This is a genomic window from Vibrio sinaloensis (assembly GCF_000808535.1).
GTDB classification, from domain to species: domain Bacteria; phylum Pseudomonadota; class Gammaproteobacteria; order Enterobacterales; family Vibrionaceae; genus Vibrio; species Vibrio sinaloensis_D.
In genome coordinates this window covers 340,179-362,563 of sequence record NZ_JWLV01000034.1, presented here as the reverse complement: position 1 = coordinate 362,563, position 22,385 = coordinate 340,179, and the positions used below count along the sequence as shown (strand labels likewise).

Annotated in this window: 25 protein-coding genes and 1 tRNA gene; 17 read left to right on the top strand and 9 right to left on the bottom strand. The window is 43.4% G+C overall.

What is annotated here, in order from left to right:
• The 7 genes from pal (at nt 1) to RJ47_RS16230 (ending at nt 5,832) form a co-directional block, all read left to right on the top strand.
• Entirely contained in the window at nt 1–528 is a 528-nt protein-coding gene (pal, locus tag RJ47_RS16260) for a peptidoglycan-associated lipoprotein Pal (RefSeq protein WP_005470537.1), read from the top strand.
• Nucleotides 529–544: 16 nt separating this feature from the next.
• Nucleotides 545–1,327, top strand: a complete 783-nt coding sequence (gene ybgF / locus RJ47_RS16255; RefSeq protein WP_038138802.1) for a tol-pal system protein YbgF — start codon at nt 545–547, stop codon at nt 1,325–1,327.
• A 142-nt stretch (nt 1,328–1,469) separates the two neighbouring features.
• Complete coding sequence (nadA, locus tag RJ47_RS16250) at nt 1,470–2,531, top strand: quinolinate synthase NadA (RefSeq protein WP_038138800.1); 1,062 nt, start codon at nt 1,470–1,472, stop codon at nt 2,529–2,531.
• 106 nt (nt 2,532–2,637) lie between these two features.
• A complete protein-coding gene (locus RJ47_RS16245) occupies nt 2,638–3,681 on the top strand; it encodes an ion channel (RefSeq protein WP_039485213.1) in 1,044 nt (347 codons plus the stop codon).
• Nucleotides 3,681–4,097, top strand: coding sequence for a DUF350 domain-containing protein (locus tag RJ47_RS16240; protein WP_038138794.1), 417 nt, complete (start codon nt 3,681–3,683; stop codon nt 4,095–4,097). The genes RJ47_RS16245 and RJ47_RS16240 overlap by 1 nt, the downstream gene beginning before the upstream one ends.
• 8 nt (nt 4,098–4,105) lie before the next feature.
• Nucleotides 4,106–4,666 (top strand): DUF1190 domain-containing protein, encoded by a 561-nt coding sequence (locus RJ47_RS16235; protein ID WP_038189532.1) that lies wholly within the window; start codon nt 4,106–4,108, stop codon nt 4,664–4,666.
• A 2-nt stretch (nt 4,667–4,668) separates the two neighbouring features.
• Entirely contained in the window at nt 4,669–5,832 is a 1,164-nt protein-coding gene (locus RJ47_RS16230; protein WP_038189529.1) for a glutathionylspermidine synthase family protein, read from the top strand.
• A gap of 52 nt (nt 5,833–5,884) precedes the next feature.
• Here RJ47_RS16230 and RJ47_RS16225 read toward each other — a convergent pair whose 3' ends face one another.
• The 3 genes from RJ47_RS16225 to RJ47_RS16215 form a co-directional block, all read right to left on the bottom strand.
• A complete protein-coding gene (locus tag RJ47_RS16225) occupies nt 5,885–6,349 on the bottom strand; it encodes a copper chaperone PCu(A)C (protein WP_038189526.1) in 465 nt (154 codons plus the stop codon).
• Nucleotides 6,350–6,477: 128 nt separating this feature from the next.
• On the bottom strand, nt 6,478–6,930 hold the full coding sequence (locus RJ47_RS16220; RefSeq protein ID WP_038189612.1) for a hypothetical protein: 453 nt from the start codon (nt 6,928–6,930) through the stop codon (nt 6,478–6,480).
• Between the two features lie 179 nt (nt 6,931–7,109).
• A complete protein-coding gene (locus tag RJ47_RS16215; protein ID WP_038189609.1) occupies nt 7,110–7,679 on the bottom strand; it encodes a UPF0149 family protein in 570 nt (189 codons plus the stop codon).
• Between the two features lie 126 nt (nt 7,680–7,805).
• Between RJ47_RS16215 and RJ47_RS16210 the strand changes: the two genes are divergently transcribed.
• The 5 genes from RJ47_RS16210 (at nt 7,806) to RJ47_RS16190 (ending at nt 12,972) form a co-directional block, all read left to right on the top strand.
• Nucleotides 7,806–10,238: a hybrid sensor histidine kinase/response regulator gene (locus RJ47_RS16210; protein ID WP_039485210.1), complete on the top strand. Its 2,433-nt coding sequence runs from the start codon at nt 7,806–7,808 to the stop codon at nt 10,236–10,238.
• A gap of 222 nt (nt 10,239–10,460) precedes the next feature.
• Nucleotides 10,461–10,910 carry an L-alanine exporter AlaE gene (locus tag RJ47_RS16205; RefSeq protein ID WP_039485208.1) on the top strand — a complete coding sequence of 150 codons (450 nt, stop codon included), beginning with the start codon at nt 10,461–10,463 and terminating at the stop codon, nt 10,908–10,910.
• Nucleotides 10,911–11,055: 145 nt separating this feature from the next.
• A tRNA-Ser gene (locus tag RJ47_RS16200) sits at nt 11,056–11,143 on the top strand.
• Between the two features lie 312 nt (nt 11,144–11,455).
• Nucleotides 11,456–12,688, top strand: a complete 1,233-nt coding sequence (locus RJ47_RS16195) for a tyrosine-type recombinase/integrase (protein WP_039485206.1) — start codon at nt 11,456–11,458, stop codon at nt 12,686–12,688.
• Nucleotides 12,689–12,780: 92 nt separating this feature from the next.
• Entirely contained in the window at nt 12,781–12,972 is a 192-nt protein-coding gene (locus tag RJ47_RS16190; RefSeq protein WP_039485205.1) for a helix-turn-helix transcriptional regulator, read from the top strand.
• A 38-nt stretch (nt 12,973–13,010) separates the two neighbouring features.
• Here RJ47_RS16190 and RJ47_RS16185 read toward each other — a convergent pair whose 3' ends face one another.
• Nucleotides 13,011–13,967, bottom strand: a complete 957-nt coding sequence (locus RJ47_RS16185; RefSeq protein ID WP_039485197.1) for a hypothetical protein — start codon at nt 13,965–13,967, stop codon at nt 13,011–13,013.
• Nucleotides 13,968–14,361: 394 nt separating this feature from the next.
• Between RJ47_RS16185 and RJ47_RS16180 the strand changes: the two genes are divergently transcribed.
• A complete protein-coding gene (locus tag RJ47_RS16180; protein ID WP_039485196.1) occupies nt 14,362–15,000 on the top strand; it encodes an inovirus Gp2 family protein in 639 nt (212 codons plus the stop codon).
• A 39-nt stretch (nt 15,001–15,039) separates the two neighbouring features.
• Here RJ47_RS16180 and RJ47_RS16175 read toward each other — a convergent pair whose 3' ends face one another.
• Complete coding sequence (locus RJ47_RS16175; RefSeq protein WP_039485195.1) at nt 15,040–15,288, bottom strand: hypothetical protein; 249 nt, start codon at nt 15,286–15,288, stop codon at nt 15,040–15,042.
• A 29-nt stretch (nt 15,289–15,317) separates the two neighbouring features.
• Here RJ47_RS16175 and RJ47_RS16170 point away from each other — a divergent pair, with 29 nt between their 5' ends.
• Nucleotides 15,318–15,836: a ribonuclease HI gene (locus RJ47_RS16170; protein ID WP_072036332.1), complete on the top strand. Its 519-nt coding sequence runs from the start codon at nt 15,318–15,320 to the stop codon at nt 15,834–15,836.
• Nucleotides 15,837–16,092: 256 nt separating this feature from the next.
• Here RJ47_RS16170 and RJ47_RS16165 read toward each other — a convergent pair whose 3' ends face one another.
• From RJ47_RS16165 to radC, 3 genes are read right to left on the bottom strand one after another with little or no spacing between them, the layout of a single operon-like run.
• Nucleotides 16,093–16,536, bottom strand: a complete 444-nt coding sequence (locus tag RJ47_RS16165) for a DUF2787 domain-containing protein (RefSeq protein ID WP_039485191.1) — start codon at nt 16,534–16,536, stop codon at nt 16,093–16,095.
• A gap of 46 nt (nt 16,537–16,582) precedes the next feature.
• Complete coding sequence (locus RJ47_RS16160) at nt 16,583–17,011, bottom strand: DUF2787 family protein (RefSeq protein WP_039485189.1); 429 nt, start codon at nt 17,009–17,011, stop codon at nt 16,583–16,585.
• Nucleotides 17,008–17,484: a RadC family protein gene (radC, locus tag RJ47_RS16155; protein ID WP_039485187.1), complete on the bottom strand. Its 477-nt coding sequence runs from the start codon at nt 17,482–17,484 to the stop codon at nt 17,008–17,010. Before radC ends, RJ47_RS16160 begins: the two co-directional genes overlap by 4 nt.
• 149 nt (nt 17,485–17,633) lie before the next feature.
• Between radC and RJ47_RS16150 the strand changes: the two genes are divergently transcribed.
• Both RJ47_RS16150 and RJ47_RS16145 read left to right on the top strand, forming a co-directional pair.
• Nucleotides 17,634–17,810 (top strand): AlpA family transcriptional regulator, encoded by a 177-nt coding sequence (locus RJ47_RS16150; protein ID WP_029834119.1) that lies wholly within the window; start codon nt 17,634–17,636, stop codon nt 17,808–17,810.
• A 300-nt stretch (nt 17,811–18,110) separates the two neighbouring features.
• Nucleotides 18,111–19,688 (top strand): hypothetical protein, encoded by a 1,578-nt coding sequence (locus tag RJ47_RS16145; protein WP_039485182.1) that lies wholly within the window; start codon nt 18,111–18,113, stop codon nt 19,686–19,688.
• An 80-nt stretch (nt 19,689–19,768) separates the two neighbouring features.
• Here the strand turns inward: RJ47_RS16145 and RJ47_RS16140 are convergent, their stop codons facing one another.
• The gene (locus RJ47_RS16140; protein ID WP_039485179.1) at nt 19,769–20,629 is read right to left on the bottom strand and encodes a helix-turn-helix transcriptional regulator; all 861 of its coding nucleotides are present in this window, start codon (nt 20,627–20,629) and stop codon (nt 19,769–19,771) included.
• Nucleotides 20,630–20,745: 116 nt separating this feature from the next.
• Here RJ47_RS16140 and RJ47_RS16135 point away from each other — a divergent pair, with 116 nt between their 5' ends.
• Nucleotides 20,746–22,338 (top strand): competence protein CoiA family protein, encoded by a 1,593-nt coding sequence (locus RJ47_RS16135; protein WP_039485284.1) that lies wholly within the window; start codon nt 20,746–20,748, stop codon nt 22,336–22,338.
• Nucleotides 22,339–22,385: the final 47 nt, after the last annotated feature.

The following is a 22,385-nucleotide window of genomic DNA, read 5'->3' as shown; positions in this document are numbered from 1 at the left end:
ATGCGACTAAACAAAGTTCTTAAAGGGCTACTCATTGCGCTACCAGTTCTAGCTGTTACAGCTTGTAGTTCAAGCGACGACGCGGCTAACGCTTCTGGCTCTACAGAAACAAACCAAGCTCAAACAACTGACGGTACAGTGGTATCACCAATCGATCAGAACGGTCTACTTACCGAGCAAGAGCTTAAAGAGCAAGCACTGCGCGAAACTCAAACTATCTACTTTGCGTTTGACAATGCGACTATCGCTGGCGACTACGAAGAGATGCTTGCAGCACACGCGGCATACCTAAGCAAAAACCCAGCTCTTAAAGTAACGGTTGAAGGTCACGCGGACGAGCGTGGTACTCCAGAGTACAACATTGCACTTGGTGAGCGTCGTGCGACAGCTGTGGCTAAATACCTTCAAGCACTAGGTGTTCAAGCTGATCAAATCTCGATTGTTAGCTACGGTGAAGAGAAACCTCTTCTACTAGGCCAATCTGAAGATGTGTACGCTAAGAACCGTCGTGCTGTTCTAGTCTACTAATTCAAGGACTATCCTTATGTTCAGTAACCTTAAGCGCGTAGTTACGCTTACGTTACTGGCAAGTGCGGCGGGCTCTGTGCTCGCTGCACCAGCTCCAGTATCCGATCTCAATAGCAGTAACTCTGCCACATCAACCTCTTCAGTTCGCTCGAACGAAACCGAAGTTCAGCGTCTTGAGCGCCTATTAGAAAACCGCAATCGCGTCCAGTTACAAATGCAGCAGCAGTTGGATGAAATGGCACTCGAAATCAGCGAATTACGCGGCCAACTGGAAAAGAATAATTACGACATGCAGCAAATGTTGCAACGTCAACGTGAGCTGTTTATCGAACTAGATAAAGTTCGCGGTCAAGTCAATACGGTGCCTGCCGTTGTCGACAATCAAGAAGGCAATGAAACGCCCGCTTCCGGTGGCACGTTCAGCTCAAATGCAGATGAGCAAACCGCGTATCAAAATGCTGTTGATTTGATTCTGAAGAAACGTGACTACACAGGAGCCATCGCAGCGTTCCAGCAGTTTCAGAAAGACTACCCAGATTCATCATTTACGCCAAACTCACACTATTGGTTAGGCCAACTTTATTTTGCGAAGAAACAAGATAAAGAAGCAGTGAAGAGTTTCGCTGCCGTGATTTCTTACCAAGATTCCAATAAACGTGCGGATGCATTGGTTAAGTTAGGCGACATAGCCTCTCGCAACAACAATGCAGAGCAAGCGAACAAGTACTACCAACAAGTATTGGATGAGTATCCAAGCAGTGCGTCGGCTAAGCTTGCGAAAGAACGCATCAAAAACTAAGCATGATGTAATAACTGAAAAAGGAGTGGATGCACTCCTTTTTTGTTGCTTGCGCAATAAGTAATTCCAGGCGGTACTGGCATCTTGGATTCGGTTGAGGTTACAATACTCGGATTACTGGAAGTTGCGTAGAGCAAGAGCAATGAGCCACATTTTAGATAAAATCGATACTGTATACCCATTTCCTCCAAAACCAGTCCCTCTAACAGAAGATGAAAAACAAGCCTATATTGCGAACATTAAAAAGCTTCTGAAAGAGAAAGACGCGGTTTTAATTGCCCACTATTACACGGATCCAGAGATCCAAGCCCTTGCAGAAGAGACGGGTGGTTTCGTTGGTGACTCGTTAGAGATGGCGAAGTTTGGCAATCGACACCCTGCAAGCACACTGATCATCGGTGGGGTTCGCTTTATGGGTGAGTCTGCAAAGATCCTGACGCCAGAAAAACGCATTTTGATGCCAACACTGGAAGCAGAGTGTTCGCTCGATTTGGGTTGTCCTGCAGATAAGTTCACCGAGTTCTGTGACGCACATCCAGATCATACTGTTGTGGTTTACGCGAACACTTCAGCGGCGGTAAAAGCTCGCGCAGATTGGGTTGTGACCTCTAGCATTGCGCTTGAAATTGTTGAACATTTGGATGCAGAAGATAAGCCGATTATTTGGGGTCCTGACCGCCATCTAGGTTCTTACATCTCGAATAAAACTGGCGCAGATATGTTGCTATGGCAAGGCGAGTGTATCGTTCACGATGAGTTTTCAGCGGACGCTCTACGCAAGATGAAGTCTGTCTACCCAGACGCGGCTATTCTTGTTCACCCTGAGTCACCCGCGAGCGTTGTAGAACTTGCAGACGCAGTCGGCTCAACAAGCCAGCTGATTAAAGCGGCGAAAGAGCTGCCTCATCAACAGATGATCGTTGCGACCGACAAAGGCATCTTCTTTAAGATGCAACAATTAGTACCAGAGAAAGAACTGATTGAAGCCCCTACTGCGGGAGCAGGCGCGACATGTCGTAGTTGTGCCCATTGTCCATGGATGGCTATGAATGGCTTGAAAGCGATCGAAGCAGCACTGCGAGATGGCGGAGAAGAGCACGAAATCTTTGTTGATGAAGAACTGCGTGTTAAGTCATTGATTCCACTAAACAGAATGCTAGACTTTGCCGAGCAACTGAATATGCAAGTCAAAGGAAATGCGTAATTAGGTGATTGGCATCACATTTTAAAAACCAGCTGATTTGGCTGGTTTTTTTGTATCTGTTTTTTACTTTATATTCACTGTCGAAATTAATTGAAGTGGTGTGATTATGACCGTTTGGTTATTGGTAAAGAAATGGTTCAAGTCGCATGTCTTTCACTTGAGTAACCGAAACTTAATTATATTGAGTTTGGTGTATGTTGCTCTCTCGTGGGTAATGCTCAAACTGGCCGGTGAGCAGGCTCTCACACAAGATATTGCGACCTTCGTTTACTACCTCATGGTAACAGCCTCGACGGTGGGCTATGGTGACCTATCGCCAAGTAGTAACCTAGGTAAGTGGATTGTTGTGTTATTCGTTATCCCTGGTGGTTTAAGTCTTTTTGCTGCTTTACTGGGACGTGTAGCAAGTGGCGCGATTGAATATTGGCGTGCAGGTATTTTAGGTAAGCGGAGGGTTCGCGTGGAAAATCATATTTTATTGTTGGGTTGGAATAACGCTCGTACCATCCACCTTATTCGGATGTTGCAACACGAAGAGGAAGGGAAACGACCCATTGTGCTTTGTAGTCGCTCCGACATCGAAAACCCGCTACCTGGCGAAATCCAATTCGTTAAGGTGACCAGTTACACAGACAGCCAACAAATGGAAATGGCCCATGTGGAAGGTGCAAGTTGCATAATCGTGGATAATTTGGAAGACGATATCACCTTATCGGCCTCACTTTATTGTGCGAATATCAATCCTGATGCTCACCTGCTGGCTTACTTTAAGGATGAAGCATTGGGTCACTTGTTGAGTCAGCATTGCCCTAAAGCAGAGTGTATTCCAGCGGTTGGTGCTGAGATGCTCGCCAAAGCGGCGGTAGATCCTGGATCGAGTGCTTTGCATCAAGAGCTGCTTGCTTCAACTCGAGGTATGACTCAGTACTCGACGATATACCCGCAAGATCAGTCCACGGCTAAGGTTGAGCAAGTCTTTAGCTTCATTAAAAAACACTACCAAGCGACTTTGATCGCATTCGATGTTGGGCAGGGAATAGAGCTGAATCCTGATCTCGACCGCTCAATTCCAGCTGGTAGCAAACTCTTCTATATCGCCGATGAACGGATTGACTCGTTCAATTGGTCTTCCATGCATAAGGAAAAATAATGGAACTGTTAGCAGGCCTGTTGTCGGGCTTCCCAAACTTTGTGTTGTACTTTGGATTATCGATCGTATTCGTGATCGCGTTTAAGTTTATCTATGTTCGTCTTACTCCATACGATGAGTGGACTCTGATTAAAGAACAACAAAACACGACCGCAGCGGTCGCCTTAAGCGGTGCATTTCTTGGTTACTGTTTAGCCATTGCGGGCGCTGCTAAAAACTCGGTCAGCATTTTAGATTTTGCTGTTTGGGGATTGGTTGCCATGTTCGCTCAAATGATCGCTTTTGGTCTCGTACGCTTTGTTTTAGTGCCGAAAATTGCTGAGCGTGTCGAGAATGACGAGCTGCCAGCAGGTATTGTTTTGGCGACAGTCTCTGTATCGATTGGCGTTTTGAACGCTGCGTGTATGTCTTACTAGGAGGCATGATGAAACGCAGTTCTAATGTTCAACGTCCATCAATGGAAAAGGCGATTGGAAAAGCCTTTCCGTTTGTGATGTTCGGGACCTTTATGGTTTTTTCTCAATACGAGTCTAAGACAGAAGGAGCGATTTACCTCGATAGCAACGAGTGTAAGAACAATAACCCCGAGCAAGCAGAGGAGTGTGAGCTCGCTTATCAAGAGGCGGTGGCGGAAGCAGAGCGTACAGGGCCTAAGTACAAAACCGAGCGTGAGTGTGAATACGATTTTCGTGAAGATGATTGTTATTACAGCTCTCGCTACTTTTCGTACATCCCCCGTATGGGCGGTTACTATTATTCAACCGATCTCGACGATTTTGATGGCTACAAAAAACGTTACTACTCGCAACCTATGTACCGTTACAAAAAAGGGTATTACTCAGGCAGCGGGCAGTTTTTTGGCTCTCACAGAATCACCCCAGTTACTCTTGCCAGTACGAGTTTGAAAAAAGGGGGAGGCACAATCGGCAGCGTGATGTCACGTGGTGGGTTTGGCAAAGCCGTGTCATCCAGTCGCGGCGGTTAACCATGTTACGCCGAGAAATCAAAGAGCGACCAGACTGGAAAGCCCTCGCGCAAAGGTACGGGTTTGGCTTTCATTCGATGTACGATAAACCGTATTGGGATGAGTCTGCGTTCTATCAATTTAATTTGCAGCAGATCGAACACGATCTTGAAGCGCCGACGGAAGAAATCCATCAAATGTGCTTATCCATCGTCGACAAAGTACTTCGTGATGAGCAGTTGATGCGACGATGCGCGATCCCAGAAGCTATGTGGGATCAAGTGAGAGCCTCGTGGCTACGTAATGAACCATCGCTCTATTCTCGATTGGATTTCGCTTATAACGGTAGCGGCCCAGCCAAGCTGTATGAAAATAATGCCGATACGCCAACAAGTTTGTTCGAAACCGCGTTTTGGCAATGGGTCTGGTTGGAAGATGTGGTCAATCAAGGGGTAATGGCTCGAAACGCCGATCAGTTTAATATCCTACAAGACTATCTTATCGAACGCTTTAAAGAGATCTCGACCTTGCAACCAGGTCAGGTACTGCACTTTAGTTGCTGCAAATACACCGAAGAAGATAAGGGCACGGTTCAATACCTAGAAGATTGTGCCAAGGAGGCGGGCTTGCAAACGGCCTTTGTTTACGTCGAAGATATTGGCGTCAGCCGACAAGGCCATTTTGTTGACAGTCATGATCGCGAAATTCGTTGGATGTTCAAACTCTACCCTTGGGAGTTTATGTTTGAGGATCCGTATTCGGTTCATTTAGCGACGGCGAACGTGAACTGGCTAGAGCCAATGTGGAAGTCCATTCTATCCAACAAAGCCTTGCTGCCCTTACTGTGGCAAGAGTTTGAAGGCCATCCTAATTTGCTACCAGCCTATTTTAGTGACGATGCCAAGGCGGCAACACTTAAAGACTACGTGATTAAACCGCTGTTTTCCCGCGAGGGGGCGAACATCGAGATAGTTAGAGAGGGGCGCTCAATGGTTAAGACGGACGGGCCTTACCAATCGGACTTATCGATTGTGCAGCAATACGCACCGTTGCCAAAGTTTGGTGACAACTACACCCTAGTTGGCAGTTGGTTAGTCAATGATCGTGCGGCGGGCATTTCAATTCGAGAAGATGAGTCATTAGTCACCCAAGATATGGCGCGCTACATTCCTCACGTGATTTTGTAGTCTAGATGTAAAGTGATTAGCCCCTTAGAATCAGCGCTAAGGGGCTTTTTCGTTAATGGGAGTGTACGTGTCCGTTCGCTTCCACCGCTAGTTCGACTTCAACCTTACCTGCATGTTTAAACTGCAAAGTCATTGGGAATCGGTCACCTTGCTTGTATGACTGCTTAGGGTTAAAGATCATAAGGTGATAACCACCTGGCTCAAACATTACCGTCGTCATACTACCGATGCGTACACTATCAATTTTCTTCATTTTCATGACGCCGTCCGCCATTTCATGAGTGTGGATCTCGACGTGATCAGAGATTGGTGTCGAAGCGCTAATGAGATAATCGTCTTCGCTCGCTAGATTCTTGAACTGGAAAAAACCAGCAATGACCGTTGCATTCGGCGGCGCCTCACGGCTCCATGGGTGGTCGATTTGCATGCTGTTAGCGGTGTATTCGTGGGCGAACAGTTGAGTGCTGAATAGTGTCGCGACGAGGACGAAGAGTTGAGCGATATGTTTATTAAACATGGACTTTCCTTTGTTTTAATTTTGGGTGTCGCATCCTGATAGTTAGCGGACGCGCACGGAACGACACAGGGTTGTTGTATTAGATCTGCGTTGTTCGAAAATGGATTGATGGTTGCCTATAAGGCTGATTAAGCAAGGAAAGCTTGTGGTGGTGATTGTTTAGGTGCGAGCGAAAGGTAGAGCCTTTGTTGACAGAGCATCAGCAAAGGAGGGTTAGAGTTAGCTTTGGTACGACAGAGCCACTGAGTCAAAGCCACCAACACTAATGCGGCGATGAGAATCACCAACTGACATACGTCCAATAGCGGACAACTGAACTTGAGCGGATCATGTATCTCGTTGCTATCGAGCGTTGTACTGTTGTTATCTTCGATCAGTTCGTTGATGTCTACCCATTTAAAGCCTTCAGCGGTACAGAGTAAGACTCTCTCTCCCTGCGCTTGCGCTAGCCAGTTATTGTTGTGGACTTGTGACGGGTTAAGCGACAGTGTGGCGAGCAAATAGAGCTGAAATAGCAAAGCGGTAATGACGTATAACGCCATCACTCTACGTTTTCTCAGCGAAATCCCTGTTATTTGCATCATTACAATTAGTTAACCAAAAACGGCGCGGATACTAACAAAGAAATTAAGGGATTGTAATGATTGTTTTATAAAATGGTGATATTGGTGTCGTTTGAGGAATATAACAGCGCGTTTGTTATTCGGTCGGAATAGTTAGAGTTGAAAAAGCCGCCAACAGTGTGGCGGCTAAAAAGCGGTTAAGCTTCTTCGGTCAGCGCTGCACCACGCATGGTTAAGCCGCATAACATCATAGGAACAGAATTAAAGATCTCTTCGAACTGCTCTAAACCCTCCATTCCTTGCTCTGCGAGAGTGGCAATCGATGTCTCTGGGTCGTAGAGCATACTCAGTGAAAGCAATACGCCACCGAGCAGTGCACTGTCCTCGCTATCTTCTGGCATGACGGTTTCCCAATCATCTCGCGCTAACTGCCAACCTTGGAGAAAGCCTTCACAGAAATCACGCGTCGCTTCATTGACGATTTCTTCCTCATCTAATGCGCACTCTTGCGGCCATTGCCACTCGTTACTGAGAAGTGCAGGGCGGTATTCATTCCAAAGCGCGACAATCAATTCAACATAGGTTTCAAATTGCTCACCATCAGAAAATGGCGCTACTTCTTCGCCTCCCCATAAAAACGGGAGCCACTCTTCAGGAGGAAGAATGTTTGGCGCCGTGGCCATCGCCGTGACAAAGCCATGAGTTTTAGCTTGATTGATTAGCTTGTCTTGAAGCTCAGGAAGAGCAAGAAGGTTTTGTAAGCTCAAGGTAAATACCATAAATGTGATTGAGTAGTGATTGCGCCATGGTAACAGGCTCACTATCCGATAAAAAGGTTGAAGGGTTCAATTATTCACTATAATTTTTGGTAAACGACAAAATTTCAGTTGGTTATGGAAAGAAGTTATTCGCTCAAACGGAAAAGCATTTACGCTTTAGCATTTTATCTTGCTGTCGTGGTGACCTTAATTGGTACCATCAGCTATCGGGTGGTTGAGCCACCGACTCGAATGCAGTTGGAACGCAATCTCGATCTTAGAACCGAGCTGATTTCTGCTCAAATTCGAGAGCCAATCAACAGCTCTCTAGGGATTCTTCAGGCAGTCGTCACCATCGGCAGCAACCATGAAACGCAATCGCATCAAGCCGAGCTACTTTTCAAACTCTTTTCCCTGACGGATGGTTTGACCGTCAGCGGCGGGCTTTGGCCAGTGCCTCGTTCTATCGATAAAGACATGGCATACAAAAGCATCTTCTTCAATCGAGCTGGTGATGGCGTCGTCGATCGTGTTTATTCATGGGATAACCCTGAGTCGGGTGGTTACGACAACGAAGCGTGGTATACCTCGGTGGTCAATAAACCAGTAGGTACCACGGTCTGGTCTCAGGTCTATATTGATCCTTTTACCCAGGTGCAAATGATCACCGCATCATCGCCATACTATATTGATGGTGTGTTTGCTGGCGTCGCAACGGTCGATTTATCCCTCGAAAACTTAGTTTCGTTTGTCAGGAAGCACGCAGAAGAATATGAGTTGGGTGTAATACTAAAAGACTCCTATGGGTACGTAATTACCGAGCATAACTTCCAACTGGTGGACGATATATACATTAGCCAGCACACCTTTGGAGACTTCAACTGGAGTGTGGATGTAGTTAATGCGAAGCGTCTGGTTGCTGAACAAGTTTACGATGTAGTCAGAAAGGTCGAGCTGGGACTTGTTCCCATCATGCTGGCGTGTGTCATGCTTGGCTATCTTCTTATCAATCGCTTTCTTATCGCGCCCATCGTGTTGATTGCTAAGAAAGTCGATGACTCAAAACGCGGTGGGATCATTGATATTACTTATGACAGCAATGATGAAATCAGACACCTCATTGACAAATTTAATCAAAAAACCGTTTTTCTAGAAGCTGAGAAGGTAAAAGCGCAGGCATCGACCAAAGCCAAAAGTGCCTTTCTAGCCACGCTATCGCATGAAATTCGCACTCCTATGAACGGTGTCTTGGGTACCGCGCAAATTCTGTTAAAAACGGATTTGACCGAAGAGCAGCGCAAGCATCTCAAAACACTGTATGAATCCGGCGATCACATGATGACCTTACTCAATGAGATCTTGGATTTCTCTAAAATTGAGCAAGGGCATCTTGAGTTGGAGCACCAGCCATTCCCACTTGAATCGATCATAGGCAGTATCAACAGCGTTTATTTCACGTTGTGTTCTGAAAAAGGTCTGCAATTTAAAGTGATCTCTGAGGTGCCTCAAGGTCGTTGGTATCGTTCGGATAAAGCTCGTCTACGACAAATCTTGTTCAACTTGCTGACCAACGCGGTCAAGTTTACTTCAAGAGGATATGTTGAAGTTTACTTCACCGAAAAGCGTGCAAATGGTGTCGACTATCTACATATCCGAGTGAGAGATACTGGGATTGGCATAGCCAAAGAGTCGCAAGAAAAAATCTTTAAGCCGTTTGAGCAAGCAGAGTCATCCACAACGCGGAGATTCGGGGGGACAGGGCTTGGTCTTGCTATCGTTAAACAATTGTGTGAACTGATGGATGGCGATATTCACCTTACCAGCGAGGTCGGCATCGGCTCTTGCTTTGAAGTTCAACTCAAAATGGAGTCTTGTGAGCCAGCGTTAACCACAGTGACTGAACATAAAAAACTGAGCTACAACGGGTTGAGAGCATTGATTGTTGAGGATAACCGAACCAACGCCATCATTCTGACCACCTTTATGTCCAGCAAAGGTTTTGTTTGTGATTGTGTGGAAAATGGTGAGCTGGCGGTGCATGCGGTGGCAACAGGGGAATATGATCTCGTCTTAATGGACAATCATATGCCCGTTATGGACGGTGTTGAATCCACAACGGCTATCCGAGGTCTACACGACAGCAAAGCCAACATCTTAATCTTCGGTTGTACAGCGGATGTCTTTAAAGAGACCAGAGAACGTATGTTGGGTGTAGGCGTTGACTACATTGTCTCTAAGCCTGTCGATGAAACGGATCTCGATGACGCTCTGTTCGCATACGCAGATAAGCTGTACCAGTACAAACCAAGCTTGCTTAAGTCGCAAAACGAGGCTGAAGGTGAGGGCGTAGAAGGGGTATTGCTCAAGTGTTTCATGGCAATAGAGAATAAGGAATTCAGCGCTGCGTTGATGGAGTTTAATCAGATCAAACAGATCATCGGCGAGTCAGATGATGCATTTTTGCGTGCTTGTTTGATGCGTATTGAAGAAAGCCTTGTGAGGGAAGAAAGCCCTTCTCAAGAAGATTTGGACATACTGACAGTGCAAATTACTGATTTTTGTAACTAACTTTCATAGATTGACTTGGTTTTGAGCGTTTCTAATAGTTTTAGTGATTCAAACCAAGTTTATTACCAAATCTGGTTATTTATTTACCTAAATTAATTAAATTCAAAACCAAAAACTACAAAAATGGTGTTCTAATAGCGCTATTAACTACCTATATATTCATTTGGTGGTTGATTGTTTTAATTATTGTCGTTTTTGTTGGTTTTTTATTTGGGTAGGTAGATGAAGTCAAGAGGTCCTTTCTGTATTCGCAATGCTGCTGCAGATACTTTCGCTATGGTCGTGTTCTGTTTTGTTTCTGGCATGTTGATTGAGATTTTGATCTCTGGCATGACATTTGAGCAGTCACTGGCATCACGAACTTTGTCGATCCCCGTCAATATTGCTATCGCTTGGCCTTATGGTTTGTTTAGAGATTACATTCTTCGACAAGGCGCAAGGTTCTCTGACACGGGTGTAATGAAGAATGTCTCTGATCTAGTGGCGTACGTTTTGTTCCAATCACCAGTGTACGCAGTGATTCTGTTTACCGTTGGCGCTTCTACCGATCAAATCATCACAGCGGTTACCTCTAATGCGGTTGTTTCTTGTGGTATGGGTGTCCTATATGGCTACTTCTTGGATATGTGCCGCAAGTGGTTCCGAGTGCCTGGCTACTATCAAGAAGCCTGATGTGTTCGAATCATCAACGATTTAGACAGTTAGTGACCAAACAATCACGTTAAGGCGCTTTTTTTCCTCTTTAGGCTTGACCTAACCCAATAGAATCATTAAATTAGCGCCTCGTTAGCCAATGATGCTAACCACAATTTGATTCGGTGAGTTGTCCGAGTGGCTGAAGGAGCACGCCTGGAAAGTGTGTATACGGCAACGTATCGAGAGTTCGAATCTCTCACTCACCGCCACATTCAAGTTTAAAGACGTCTCAGGGCGTCTTTTTTCTTATCTAAAGATTATTAAAATCAATGAGTTACGGTTTCGTAGCGTTCCATAAAGTGTCGTAAAAGCGCTTGTCTAGAGTAATACCTAAAGTAATACCCAGTATTCCTACTTGATGCTAGTATTACTTTTGAGCACTAAATCAGGTATTACTTTATTGTCATTTTCTCTATCAGTTCGATCTTTAACTTGATGTAAGTTAAGCAGTTATCGACCAAAAGTAATACCTAGATTTTTCGAAAATTGAGCTTTGTTCAGGTATTACTTGAGGGATCAAAATGGCGAATAATCTCACGGCTAGGCAAGTCCAAACGGCAAAGCCCAAAGATAAGCTCTACCGCTTATCTGATGGCGGCAATCTCTACTTCTGTGTGCGTACAAGCAATTCACGTTCTTGGCAGTTTCGTTATAAACGACCTGGCCAGGACAAAATCACTTATCTTTCCTTTGGTACCTATCCAGACATGTCTTTGGCAGAAGCGCGAGAGAAAGCTCTCGAAGCAAGGAAGTTGCTTGCTGATGGCATCGATCCTCAGCTGGCGAAAGCAGAACAGAAAGCCAAAGCGATCACTGAGCAAAATGCGACGTTCAAGTTTGTTGCTGAGCAGTGGAAGGCTACGAAAGAAGGGCAAATAAAAGAGAAGACTCTCAATGGGAACTGGCGCAAGCTCGAACTCTACGCTTTTCCAAAGCTTGGCACTATTCCAGTAAGTAAGATCACGGCGCCAATTGCTATCGCTGCTTTACGACCAACTGAGTCACAGGGTCTACTTGAAACGGTTAAACGTACTGCGCAATTAATGAATGAGATCATGAATTATGCTGTAAACAGCGGAGTGATTCATTCTAACCCATTATCTGGTATCCGTGATGTGTTCAAGAAGCACAAAGTAGTGCACATGAAAGCGCTGCAGCCTCATGAGATACATGAGCTTATTCGTACGGTAGCAACAGCCAATATTCAGCACGTGACGCGCTTTTTGATTGAATGGCAGCTTCATACCATGGTTCGCCCTAATGAAGCGTCAGGCGCTCGCTGGGAAGAAATAGATATGGCAAACCAGCTATGGATTATCCCGAAAGAGCGCATGAAAATGAACCGTGAACATGTAGTTCCACTTACGACGCAAACACTGGCAATTCTTGAAGCTATCAAGCCAATTAGCGGACATCGAGAGTTTATATTTCCATCGAGTCGTAATCCTAAGGTCCCAACTGATTCTGAAACAGCCAACAAAGCACTAGGGCGGATGGGGTTTAAAGATAGGACGACAGCTCACGGCCTTCGAGCTTTGGCCAGTACAACTCTTAATGAACAGGGTTTTGAGCCTGATGTCATTGAGGCTGCGCTTGCTCATACAGATAAGAATCAAATACGTAAAGCATACAACCGTACAGATTACTTAGATTCACGACGTAGGTTAATGAGCTGGTGGAGTGAGCATATCGACAAATCGAGTTATGGAAGTTACAGCGTTACAGGTTCACGTCATTTAAGCCAGGTTATCTGATTTATGGCCGTAATATACGGCCACTTGCTATCGTTCAAAATTTTTACAGGCATATGTTATCTATGTGGTATTCACAAGCAGAAGAGGTATGTATGCCTAAATCAACTATCCGTTTGATCCGTCTAAATGAAGTGCTTGGCATGACTGGCTTATCACGTTCTTGTATGTACCGCTTTATCGAAGCAAACCAGTTTCCCGCGCAAGTTCCGCTTGGTGGACGTGCTGTTGCTTGGGTAGAGAGTGAGGTGCAAGAGTGGGTCCGCCAGAGAGTGCTAAACAGGTAAAATTAAATATTGGAGAGCTTTATAGCTCTCCAAGCATGCTATAGAAGCTTAGAGAATTGTGTGGCTTTGTTTTTTTTATCTTCTTCAATGCTTCTCAGTAATTCTTCAGATTTACTAGCAAACTGATTGGTCATCAGAGTGATTACCTGGTTGATGGGCATGTCAAATTGTTTGGAAAGCTGATGAAGCTGAATTGATACCGTTTCGTCAACAACGATATTCAAGGTTTTCTTGTTTTCCCTTGTGGTTTTTTCTCTATATTTCTTCTGCGACCATGCTCTTTTGAAGTTCATCATGATCAGTTTTTTTTCAGCGTCGCTAATACCTAGTGAATGAAAAATAGCTGGAACGACTTTAGTGTGACTTTCATTGATGTTCATTACGTTTGGCAATTGAGCAACGATGCTCTTTACTGCGGATATTTTGGGAAAATAGTCAATTACCCACGCCACCTGGTCATCATTTTTATCGTCTAGCCAGTTAAATTTAAACACTTCTGATGAGCTGTAGTACTCGTCAATTATACTATTGATTAACTCTCTTTTTTTCTCGACTTGTATTTGTGATGAGATGAAAGCATTGATGAGGTAATTCAGCATCGAATTAATGTCGGTGACCGTGCTTGGTGGTGTTTCTGGTAAATGTTGAATGAGGTTATTTGTCACAATTTTTGTAAATATGTAGATTATAAGTCGAGTGTCTTTTGTGGTTGAAAACCGCATATCGCTCAATGAAAGTACATCATAGGCAATTGTTCTGACTTTTGACTCTGGTGTATTGTGTAACCCGCCTAGCATGTCCGATGCATTCTTGAAGTACCCGACTATTTCTGATTTATACCTTTCCGACGTTAATTTTGGGCTTGATTGAAAATTAAAGTCAGCGCTTTGCTTGTGATTTAGATGTTGGGAAATTCCCGCAAGTTGATATTCGTCATATTGCTCAAGGAACTCAAAGCACATTACTTTTTCTAGCGGTCTATCAAATCTTGGCATAGTGATTACTTAGTAGTATTTTTGTGTAATTGTTGGATGATTTATAAGCTGTTTTCTGATTGTTTTACAGTGTTTTTTGATTGTATATAGAGCTAGTTCAAAGTGTTTTATTTACGACTATACCTAGGTTTATGGCACGACCTCGCCTGTTGAGGGGGAGTTAGATAACTTCAGAGTTATCAGTTTTGAACTGATTGGCCGGTAGCTTACACAACTACGCTCATCTGAAGTGTTTTGCCAGGTCCAGTTTCGAGGTTGATAAGGAACAAGTCTTTCCTTATTCAAAGTTGAGATTGGGAGTTGCGGTTATGGTTAATATACCTCCATGGTGGGGTGAAATTATTTTTAACAACCATCCACCTTTCTATACCTAACTAACCAAAAGGTATAGAAAATGAAAACACTAAAAAAGAAAATCACGCACAATGATGAGTTCAATGGCCTACCTGTTTTGAAACAGAAAGAAGGACTGCTCGTTGATTATCTGCAAAGGATTTATGACACGCTGGATTTAGCTTTGGATGATCATCCTAGAACGATGGCGGTCAGAGTCGATTTGCGATTACCGCTTTTAATGGTGATGGAAGAATCAAATTTGATGAAAAACTTCATTGCTTCGCTGGATGCGCAAATACAGGCTGATTTAAGAAGGAAAGAAAGAGCAGGGAAACCGAAACGGAAATGTCGATTAAGATATGTATGGGTGAAGGAAAAAGATAAAGCGTTACATCATCACTATCACCTTGTTCTGCTGTTTAACAAGGATGTATATAACAGCCTGGGGTCATTCTCTAACCGAAACAACCTATCCCACAAAATTAAAACGGCATGGTGTCGAGCATTAGATACTGATCTTGATGATGGCGGTCGTTTAGTGCACTTTCCTGACAATTGTGTATACCACATCGATGTAAACAGCCTTAGGTTTTCTTCTGTTCTTGACGAGCTATTTCGTCGTCTCAGTTACTTTGCCAAAGTACGCACCAAACAATTTGGTACTGGAAACAGAAATTTTGGTTGCTCAATTAAGTAAAAGTAGGGCAGGAGACTGCCCTATTATTTAAAGCCATTGTTAATCATTCCGCACATCTCGAATATCACTCAGATAATATCCGCGCTGCATGAGCTCAAAGCTTGCCAATAGGCAACGTAAATGCAGCGCGGGGTGATGCTTTGTTTCTTCAAATAAATCGTGGTCACTGAGTTCTGTCATTTCAGCTTTGACCTTTTGAAAGTGGGCACTGAGATGGTGATAGCCTGCGAGGGCGGCTTTCAGTAGGGCCTTTAATATCTTCTCGCGTAGCGGAGAAAAGGTGGTCATAACGTGTCCTTATGGTTCAGGGCACAGTGATGCGAGCGTACTTCATTTTTCACATCACATCCTTATCTGATGAGAGACAAGCACGTTGCGTTGTCAAAATAGAAAAGGAACAAACAATGAAAAATGAATCATGCGCTTTGTATATTGCAGTCACGGCGTCCAGTGTCGATGGTGGAATTGGTTTGGTGGTGTACGACAAAGCTGGTGAGTTAATGGACCAGCAATGTTTACCGATGCAGGGATACACCAGTAATACTGAGCTAGAGCTAATTGCGCTGGTGGAGTGCATGCAATATGCGCGTGATGGCGATGTCATCTATACCAGCAGTGATTTTTGTGTTCGTGGGTTTAACGAATGGATTGATACCTGGAAGAAAAAAGGTTGGCGTAAGTCAGACAAAAAACCAGTGGCAAATCGCGACCTATGGCAACAGGTAGATGCGATAAGAGCCGAGAAATACGTCGAGGTAATCAGAGCAACCCCAAGTACGCATCAAGCGTTGAACGAAGCGTATAACATGGCAAAACAAGCGCTTAGCAAGTTGTAAGTCCAGTTTGCCTGTGCTCGGTCCTTAGATGGTGCTCAGCCCTTGTGGTACAAGGGTTTGTCGCTCTCTCAAAAGCGAGCGTTTGTAATAAAATATGCCGATATAGAGCCTCAAATGGCACACTATATCGGCATTTTATTTTGTCTTTTTATCACGGCCAAACACTGGGTTTTACCTTCAATCTAACGTGTTCAGTGAGCACATCAATCCACGGTGTTAATGCGTTGTTGCTATTGGCAAAGTAACTCAGGGAAGTTCATTGCGGTGTAACAGAAACCTGGTCATACACCTCCATATCGGCGTAAGTAAGAAAGTTACTTTCCCATAACTGATAAAGCTCGATGGCTGAGATATTTCCTTTCATTGGCGCCCACCCACTGTACTGAGCATAAAACGACTGATCTCGAAAGTCGAAGTCGAGACAACGTTCCAGCTCAGGATAAGCACTACCCACGTACGCAAAATCTGTCGCGTACTCAATATTCCATCGCCCATCACTTGATTGAGCAATAGCAATTTCAACAGGATGAAAACCGCCCGCTTCAGCACTGTAGGAACTATCACGAAAGTTAAATACGAGATAAGTGCTGGTGGCAATATGCTCCTCTTCAGCGAGATTCTCGATAAGACTTTTACTCAGAAGGGAATGGAGTGATTTTGAAACAGGCAAGCTTGAAGCATTAAACAAAATATCAGACATGGTGATGCCTCCTACAAAGGTAAGATTAAAGTGAACAGAAAAGGGTCTAACTGATTTGGCTTAACTGGATATCGCTGAATGTTCGGCGATTTATGTGTCGTTCTAGTGCTGTGCACCAGGTGTTGAAAAGATCTAAAACAGCAGGCTGTGAGAGATCAACAGTGCCAGCATCGGGCTGATAGCACCAATGGTTACGTAAGTGAAAGTACAGCTCGACATCAAGGGATTGGGCATTATCGCTTTGATAAGAAAAACTGGCGATAAACGCCAAGGACCAAGGTGCTAGATCTTTATCTCTGCTTAATTGTATTTCGACAGGATGTAGTCCCACTCTAGATTGATAGTATGTCGGATCTCTAAAGTTGAATACTAGGCGCTTTGCATCATCAGGAACCTCGAAACGTGTCAATAGGTTATCTATCGTCTCACAGAAACTGATTGGCAACCGGATACCTCTGTAATCATCAATGATCATAGCAACCCCCTCTCAGCAAATGAGATGCAACTGTCTCCCACAACGAAATGGTCAAGCACTCGAATGTCCACCAGCGAGAGCGCTTCTTTTAAACGTTCAGTGATCCGTTTGTCCGATTGTGATGGTTCAGGATCGCCGGAAGGATGGTTATGGGCGAAGATCACCGCAGCGGCGTTAACGTGCAGCGCTTCTTTTACTACTTCGCGAGGATAAACACTTGCGGAATCAACCGTGCCACGAAACAGCTCTTTGAACTCAATCAAGCGGTGCTGATTGTCTAAGAACATGACCGCGAAAACTTCATGTTCATACCCTGCCAATTTAAAGCGTAAGTAATCTGAGGTTGCCGTGGGACTTGAAAAAGCATCACCACGAACATAACGATCTTTGAGTATTTCAGCGGCTTCTTCGAGCACTTGGTGCTCATATTCTTTTTGAGGTAACAAACTACCGTAACGGGGAAAATGGGACATATTCAGGCTTCCTGTATCAGTCATGGAATGGATTCACAGAGATGACATATACCTGAAGAATTTTTGATTATACGTACTCTACGCCGATGCCACTTTTTTTTACCGAACCTGCTTATCCCATGAGGACCACAGCTATAGGAGGACGTCCCATGAGATTTCTAAAACTAAAAGAAGTAATGGAAAAAACAGCATTAAGCCGTTCAGCGATTTACCGCAAAATGAATGATGGTGAGTTTCCAAAATCCATCAGTTTAGGTGATAGGGCCGTGGCTTGGGTGGAAGGTGAGGTAGATGAGTGGATGGAGGAGTGCTTGATGGGGCGTTAATTGGCTCCTTACCGCCAGATAATATTGTTACTTGAAGAACACGTCGCTAAAAAGCAGGTATTTGAATTATGTCCTAGAGGATAGTCTTTGAGATGTACTGCAATTGTGCAGTTCTAATCAAAGGAGATACATTATGACAAAAAGCAAAGGTAGTCGCGGTCCATCAAGCCACCCTGGTCCAGGAGGAAACTGGCCGTCAACAACAGGGAATAAATCAGGTGGTAATCGCGGTGTTGCACCAAGCAAAAAGTAATGCTCTATGGGTCAGTAACATGGCCCATTACGAATGAGGAATGAATAATGAAACCAAGCTTCCCCTCTATAGGTGAGGTAGTTAAAGCTATACTTGACTGTTCCGGGATAATTGTTGGTGGCCTAGAGGATGAGAGCGGTAGTAACAGGAAAAGCCAGCAGAAAATGTTATCCAGGTTGGCTAGAGAAGAAGGTGATCTAAATGGTAATCTCAAAGCTATTTTTGAGTTAGTGCGAGAGTATTTAAAGCTATATCTTACTGAGCCCAAAGTCATCGATACCATAATGCTCTGTTTTGAGGAACTGGTTGGAGAGTATCGACGAGTTCAAACAACAGAGGGAACGTATCTAAGTAAAAAAGGCACGATTAGATGGCTCATTAAAGCCAGATTTATAGATATTTTTGTATATTCATTCCATCGAAATAGTCATTTTTACAACGTATCTTCTTTAAGCCTGAACTTACCAAGTGGGGCTTGGTGGCTGCCAAGTTCAAATGAGAGCTCTCTCACTAAAGCATGGAATTGGATTTACCAAAGATTTGGTTTATCTCAAACGAAATTCCATGACCCAAGCTTATCTTTTGCTGAGGAGGCAAAGTTACCTCCCAAGCTTCATTCTCATAGACGGAAGCAAAATTTAGAAAACGCACAACGTTGGACATCTAGTAAAGCGTTACCCAGTTTATCAAGTCTGATCACAAACCTAGAGCAATCTATAGAGGTGCACAGGTTAGTGTCTGGTATACATGTTTCGAAGGTGGAACGAGAGTCATATCTCCTGGTCTTGATGATTGCACGGTTATCAACATCGGCTTTCGGGCGGATTAATAACGCGTACGGCATTGAATTTTCAAAAACTCTATCAAGACACTTTTATGGGCAAGATCGTCGCCTTAGAGAAGAGCTAAGTTATTTCGTCAAGAACGTGCAACAGCAGATTATTGATGAAAATGTCACTGATCCAGATAGTAAAGATTGGGTGTGGAAAAATGAGACGGACTCTTTTTGGCGTTGTCGAGCTTCATGGGTCAGGAGTGGTATTGCCGAACTAAAGTCAATGCATAGACAATATGGTCCACAACTTAGTACGAATGAATGGATAAGGGCATCGTGCAATAAAATAACTCCATTTGTAACTTTCTCGGAAATTCAAGCTACAAAGGAGACAAATAAAAATGTGCCCCCGGATGATTTTTTTGAAATGATGGAAACTGGGTTCAAGCTTAAAAAGCGAATTAACTCGAAAAAAGACATAGCTATTTATGCGGCAAAGATAGGCGATATGGGTTTAGCTCCTTACTTGGGATGGCTTGTTGATTGGTGTTATGCAACATGGTATTACAGACTCGAACAAGACGATTTAGCTTATCCATTTTACAAATCTGCTTATGAAAGTGCGAGATACTCAGTGGGCCAGTCTCATTATGCGTTGGTCAATCAATATATTGAGAGTTGTGCAAAAAACGGTAAACGGAGAGAATTTAACAAAGTGGTTGCTTGGGCATATTACTTGGGTCTCAAGGTTCGATGGATTCGAGATGACTATTATAAGGATCAGAAAAATGCTATTGAGTTCGGGTACCAAATGTTTTCTAGAATTAATGCAAGATATGCGATTATTTGACACAGTGCTGCCATTGCGGCAGCACTGTAGTTTTTTTGTAGTCAACACTTCAGCTGATTGAAGCGTAAAGTAAAAAACCTTCAGAAAACCAAATACTGTTTTAGTTCCTCAAAGTTCGCCACAATAATCTGCTGACCTTTAGGATTCGAATCCAATACATTAATATCGATATTATAGGCATCGAGAACATAGCGAACCAACGCAGCATTGGTTGGTATTGTTAGGGAGCCTTCTTCCATACCGTAATCATGGGCTAAGACATTGGCTTGAGCTTCCGTTAGTCGTGGGTCAGGCATTAAATCAACTGTTAGGGGAGTATTCCACAACACGTCATGCTCTCTTCCTTTTACTCTTTTGGCCTCAAGCATTGGAATACCGCGTATTCGACTAAGCACAAAATCTCGATATCCTTTTGAATGTTCACAATAAGCCCGAACATGCCAGCGTAGAGGTGTGCAAACGAGAGTATGTGGAGAGATAATCCGTTCAACTTCAATACCGTCTTTGAGGGATGTGTAGCTTATGTCGACACGTTTTTTCTCTCTAATAGCTTGAACTAAAGGACGCAAGACTTGTGGTGATATATTGCGAGTCACAGGGCGGATCATTGAAACATTCTCAAACCCCATATCGAGTTCTTTAAATGTGATAGTCATATCTTCACTTCTTGAAAGAATGTGCAAATATTCATCAGCATGACCTTTTGTTACTTGTGGGATAAAGCTATCACTAGGCTTGTAGCCTTTCAGTTGTTTATCATAAACAAGGTTTCCTGGAGCGATATCGGCTAGATAGGTGTTGATGTCTTTCGATGCTTGCTGTCTGCCAATACCAAAGCTCTTAATCAGATGATTGGTTGTTAACCGTCCTTCCCACAGTGCGATGACTTCTATCATTCTGTAGCGGAACAGTAGATCCCAACGTATTGGCCATTTGCTCATCATCTAACTCCTGTCTATTTATGCGACGTGTGTATGTAATCAGTATTTACCTGTCGTTATTAGCGTCATATTATTTTAGGGGCGGTTTTAGGTCAAGGATCATCCCGGAGATGTCTATGAGTGAAATTCATATCACGCGTGCAGTGTATAAAGATACAAATGAACTGGTATCTATAGATGTTGTTGAAAGTGGGCTTCAAGATAATGTTGTGTGTGCATGCTGTGGAGCTAAGCTTATTGCGAATAAAGGAAAGAAGAAGGCTTGGCATTTCTCTCACTATGTTGATGAATCCTGCGCACTGGCATATGAGACTCAATTACATCTTACAGCAAAAGAGTATTTTACTAGAGTAGGGGTAATACCGGTTCCTATGGATGCCGGTTGGGTAACGCCTGACAGCTGCTCCGAGCTGAAAATTTCCGGTGTGCAAGTCGAAGTCTATATGGATGGTCGTCGACCAGACTTAGTTGTTGAAGTTGGAAGTGAACAATATTGGATTGAAATAGCTAACAAACATAGATGTGGCGGAGACAAGATTTGGGAATGCCGAGCTAACAACAAAAATGTAATTGAAATTGATGTTTCAGATTGTGGTCATTTAGATCAGTTCAATTCGTTAGATAACTGCGTGATTAAGTTTCAATCGATAAACATTTGTAATGATTATCTTGATGAGATTGCGAGCAGAACAGCTAGTAAGCATGAAACGGTGAGAAGACAATTTGAAGCATTGATGCGTTCTCAAAAACAGCTAGAGAAGGAATCTGACGAGCAGAAAAAAAACGAAAAAACATTAGAAGAACGTGTTAAGGCTCAACAGCAAAAGTATGAAGAACGATTAGAGAAGATGAGAGTACGGGAAAGTGCTCAAGATGAAATATTAGCCGAATTAGAACAAGCGGTGGGAGCTATTGAAGCTAGAAAATTGAATCTGGAAAATGAGATCAATGAACTCATTCAAAATAAGCTAGTCCAGTTGGATGAACAAAACACAATCAAGTTAAGAGATCTCCAGAGGGAGTTGGAATCAGACTGGCAGCGTGAGTTAGTCAATAGGCGAGATAAACTAGAGCATACTTTAGCTGATGAATTTCAACGAAGATTTCAGGAACAATTAGATGTAATGAATCGCAGGCAAGTAGAACATCAAAAACTCTGTGATGAGTTAAAGGTTTTCGAGCATGATAAAGACTTCTTGAATGATGAAATAGAATCTTTATTAGCTCGTAAGCAACAGCTCCAAGATCAGCAAGCTAAGCAAATAGAAGAGGAACTTAAGCCTTTAGCTGAACAAAGAGACACTTTATACAAAGAAGTAGATCAATTGACCTCTATCGTTAAAGAAAAGCTTGTTGAGTTAGATCTTGTTGATACGTACGCAGGAAACATTGCTGAAGTTAAGGAGTTCTGCCTCGCCCGTTCTGATTATAGAGAAACACTTAATCAACGAATGCAAGACCTTAAGTCTATTAAAGACCAATGCCAGTCGCTCAGAACGGAATATGAAAAAAAATCTGAGCAGTTGGATATTATGGTCAAACTTTCAAATGATTTTGCGCAAGCCTTTAAGAGTAGTTTTGATTTGCTAAAGAGAAAAGAGCTTATGGAGATGCTGCCAGATGTTTTGGTTAAGAGAGTTAGTAAAAATGTTCTCTTGCTACCAAGAAATGCCAAAGAAGAATTGGACGATTACGAACGATTGAATTAACCGTGTATTTATAATTTTAGTGCTACAAGTTTTAGATATAGCAGTCA

What these genes read in the sequence shown, in the direction of transcription:
- pal (WP_005470537.1), top strand. Translation starts at nt 1, where the DNA reads ATGCGACTAAACAAAGTTCTTAAAGGGCTACTCATTGCGCTACCAGTT.
- ybgF (WP_038138802.1), top strand. Translation starts at nt 545, where the DNA reads ATGTTCAGTAACCTTAAGCGCGTAGTTACGCTTACGTTACTGGCAAGT.
- nadA (WP_038138800.1), top strand. Translation starts at nt 1,470, where the DNA reads ATGAGCCACATTTTAGATAAAATCGATACTGTATACCCATTTCCTCCA.
- RJ47_RS16245 (WP_039485213.1), top strand. Translation starts at nt 2,638, where the DNA reads ATGACCGTTTGGTTATTGGTAAAGAAATGGTTCAAGTCGCATGTCTTT.
- RJ47_RS16240 (WP_038138794.1), top strand. Translation starts at nt 3,681, where the DNA reads ATGGAACTGTTAGCAGGCCTGTTGTCGGGCTTCCCAAACTTTGTGTTG.
- RJ47_RS16235 (WP_038189532.1), top strand. Translation starts at nt 4,106, where the DNA reads ATGAAACGCAGTTCTAATGTTCAACGTCCATCAATGGAAAAGGCGATT.
- RJ47_RS16230 (WP_038189529.1), top strand. Translation starts at nt 4,669, where the DNA reads ATGTTACGCCGAGAAATCAAAGAGCGACCAGACTGGAAAGCCCTCGCG.
- RJ47_RS16225 (WP_038189526.1), bottom strand. Translation starts at nt 6,349, where the DNA reads ATGTTTAATAAACATATCGCTCAACTCTTCGTCCTCGTCGCGACACTA.
- RJ47_RS16220 (WP_038189612.1), bottom strand. Translation starts at nt 6,930, where the DNA reads ATGCAAATAACAGGGATTTCGCTGAGAAAACGTAGAGTGATGGCGTTA.
- RJ47_RS16210 (WP_039485210.1), top strand. Translation starts at nt 7,806, where the DNA reads ATGGAAAGAAGTTATTCGCTCAAACGGAAAAGCATTTACGCTTTAGCA.
- RJ47_RS16205 (WP_039485208.1), top strand. Translation starts at nt 10,461, where the DNA reads ATGAAGTCAAGAGGTCCTTTCTGTATTCGCAATGCTGCTGCAGATACT.
- RJ47_RS16195 (WP_039485206.1), top strand. Translation starts at nt 11,456, where the DNA reads ATGGCGAATAATCTCACGGCTAGGCAAGTCCAAACGGCAAAGCCCAAA.
- RJ47_RS16190 (WP_039485205.1), top strand. Translation starts at nt 12,781, where the DNA reads ATGCCTAAATCAACTATCCGTTTGATCCGTCTAAATGAAGTGCTTGGC.
- RJ47_RS16185 (WP_039485197.1), bottom strand. Translation starts at nt 13,967, where the DNA reads ATGCCAAGATTTGATAGACCGCTAGAAAAAGTAATGTGCTTTGAGTTC.
- RJ47_RS16180 (WP_039485196.1), top strand. Translation starts at nt 14,362, where the DNA reads ATGAAAACACTAAAAAAGAAAATCACGCACAATGATGAGTTCAATGGC.
- RJ47_RS16175 (WP_039485195.1), bottom strand. Translation starts at nt 15,288, where the DNA reads ATGACCACCTTTTCTCCGCTACGCGAGAAGATATTAAAGGCCCTACTG.
- RJ47_RS16170 (WP_072036332.1), top strand. Translation starts at nt 15,318, where the DNA reads ATGCGAGCGTACTTCATTTTTCACATCACATCCTTATCTGATGAGAGA.
- RJ47_RS16165 (WP_039485191.1), bottom strand. Translation starts at nt 16,536, where the DNA reads ATGTCTGATATTTTGTTTAATGCTTCAAGCTTGCCTGTTTCAAAATCA.
- RJ47_RS16160 (WP_039485189.1), bottom strand. Translation starts at nt 17,011, where the DNA reads ATGATCATTGATGATTACAGAGGTATCCGGTTGCCAATCAGTTTCTGT.
- radC (WP_039485187.1), bottom strand. Translation starts at nt 17,484, where the DNA reads ATGTCCCATTTTCCCCGTTACGGTAGTTTGTTACCTCAAAAAGAATAT.
- RJ47_RS16150 (WP_029834119.1), top strand. Translation starts at nt 17,634, where the DNA reads ATGAGATTTCTAAAACTAAAAGAAGTAATGGAAAAAACAGCATTAAGC.
- RJ47_RS16145 (WP_039485182.1), top strand. Translation starts at nt 18,111, where the DNA reads ATGAAACCAAGCTTCCCCTCTATAGGTGAGGTAGTTAAAGCTATACTT.
- RJ47_RS16140 (WP_039485179.1), bottom strand. Translation starts at nt 20,629, where the DNA reads ATGAGCAAATGGCCAATACGTTGGGATCTACTGTTCCGCTACAGAATG.
- RJ47_RS16135 (WP_039485284.1), top strand. Translation starts at nt 20,746, where the DNA reads ATGAGTGAAATTCATATCACGCGTGCAGTGTATAAAGATACAAATGAA.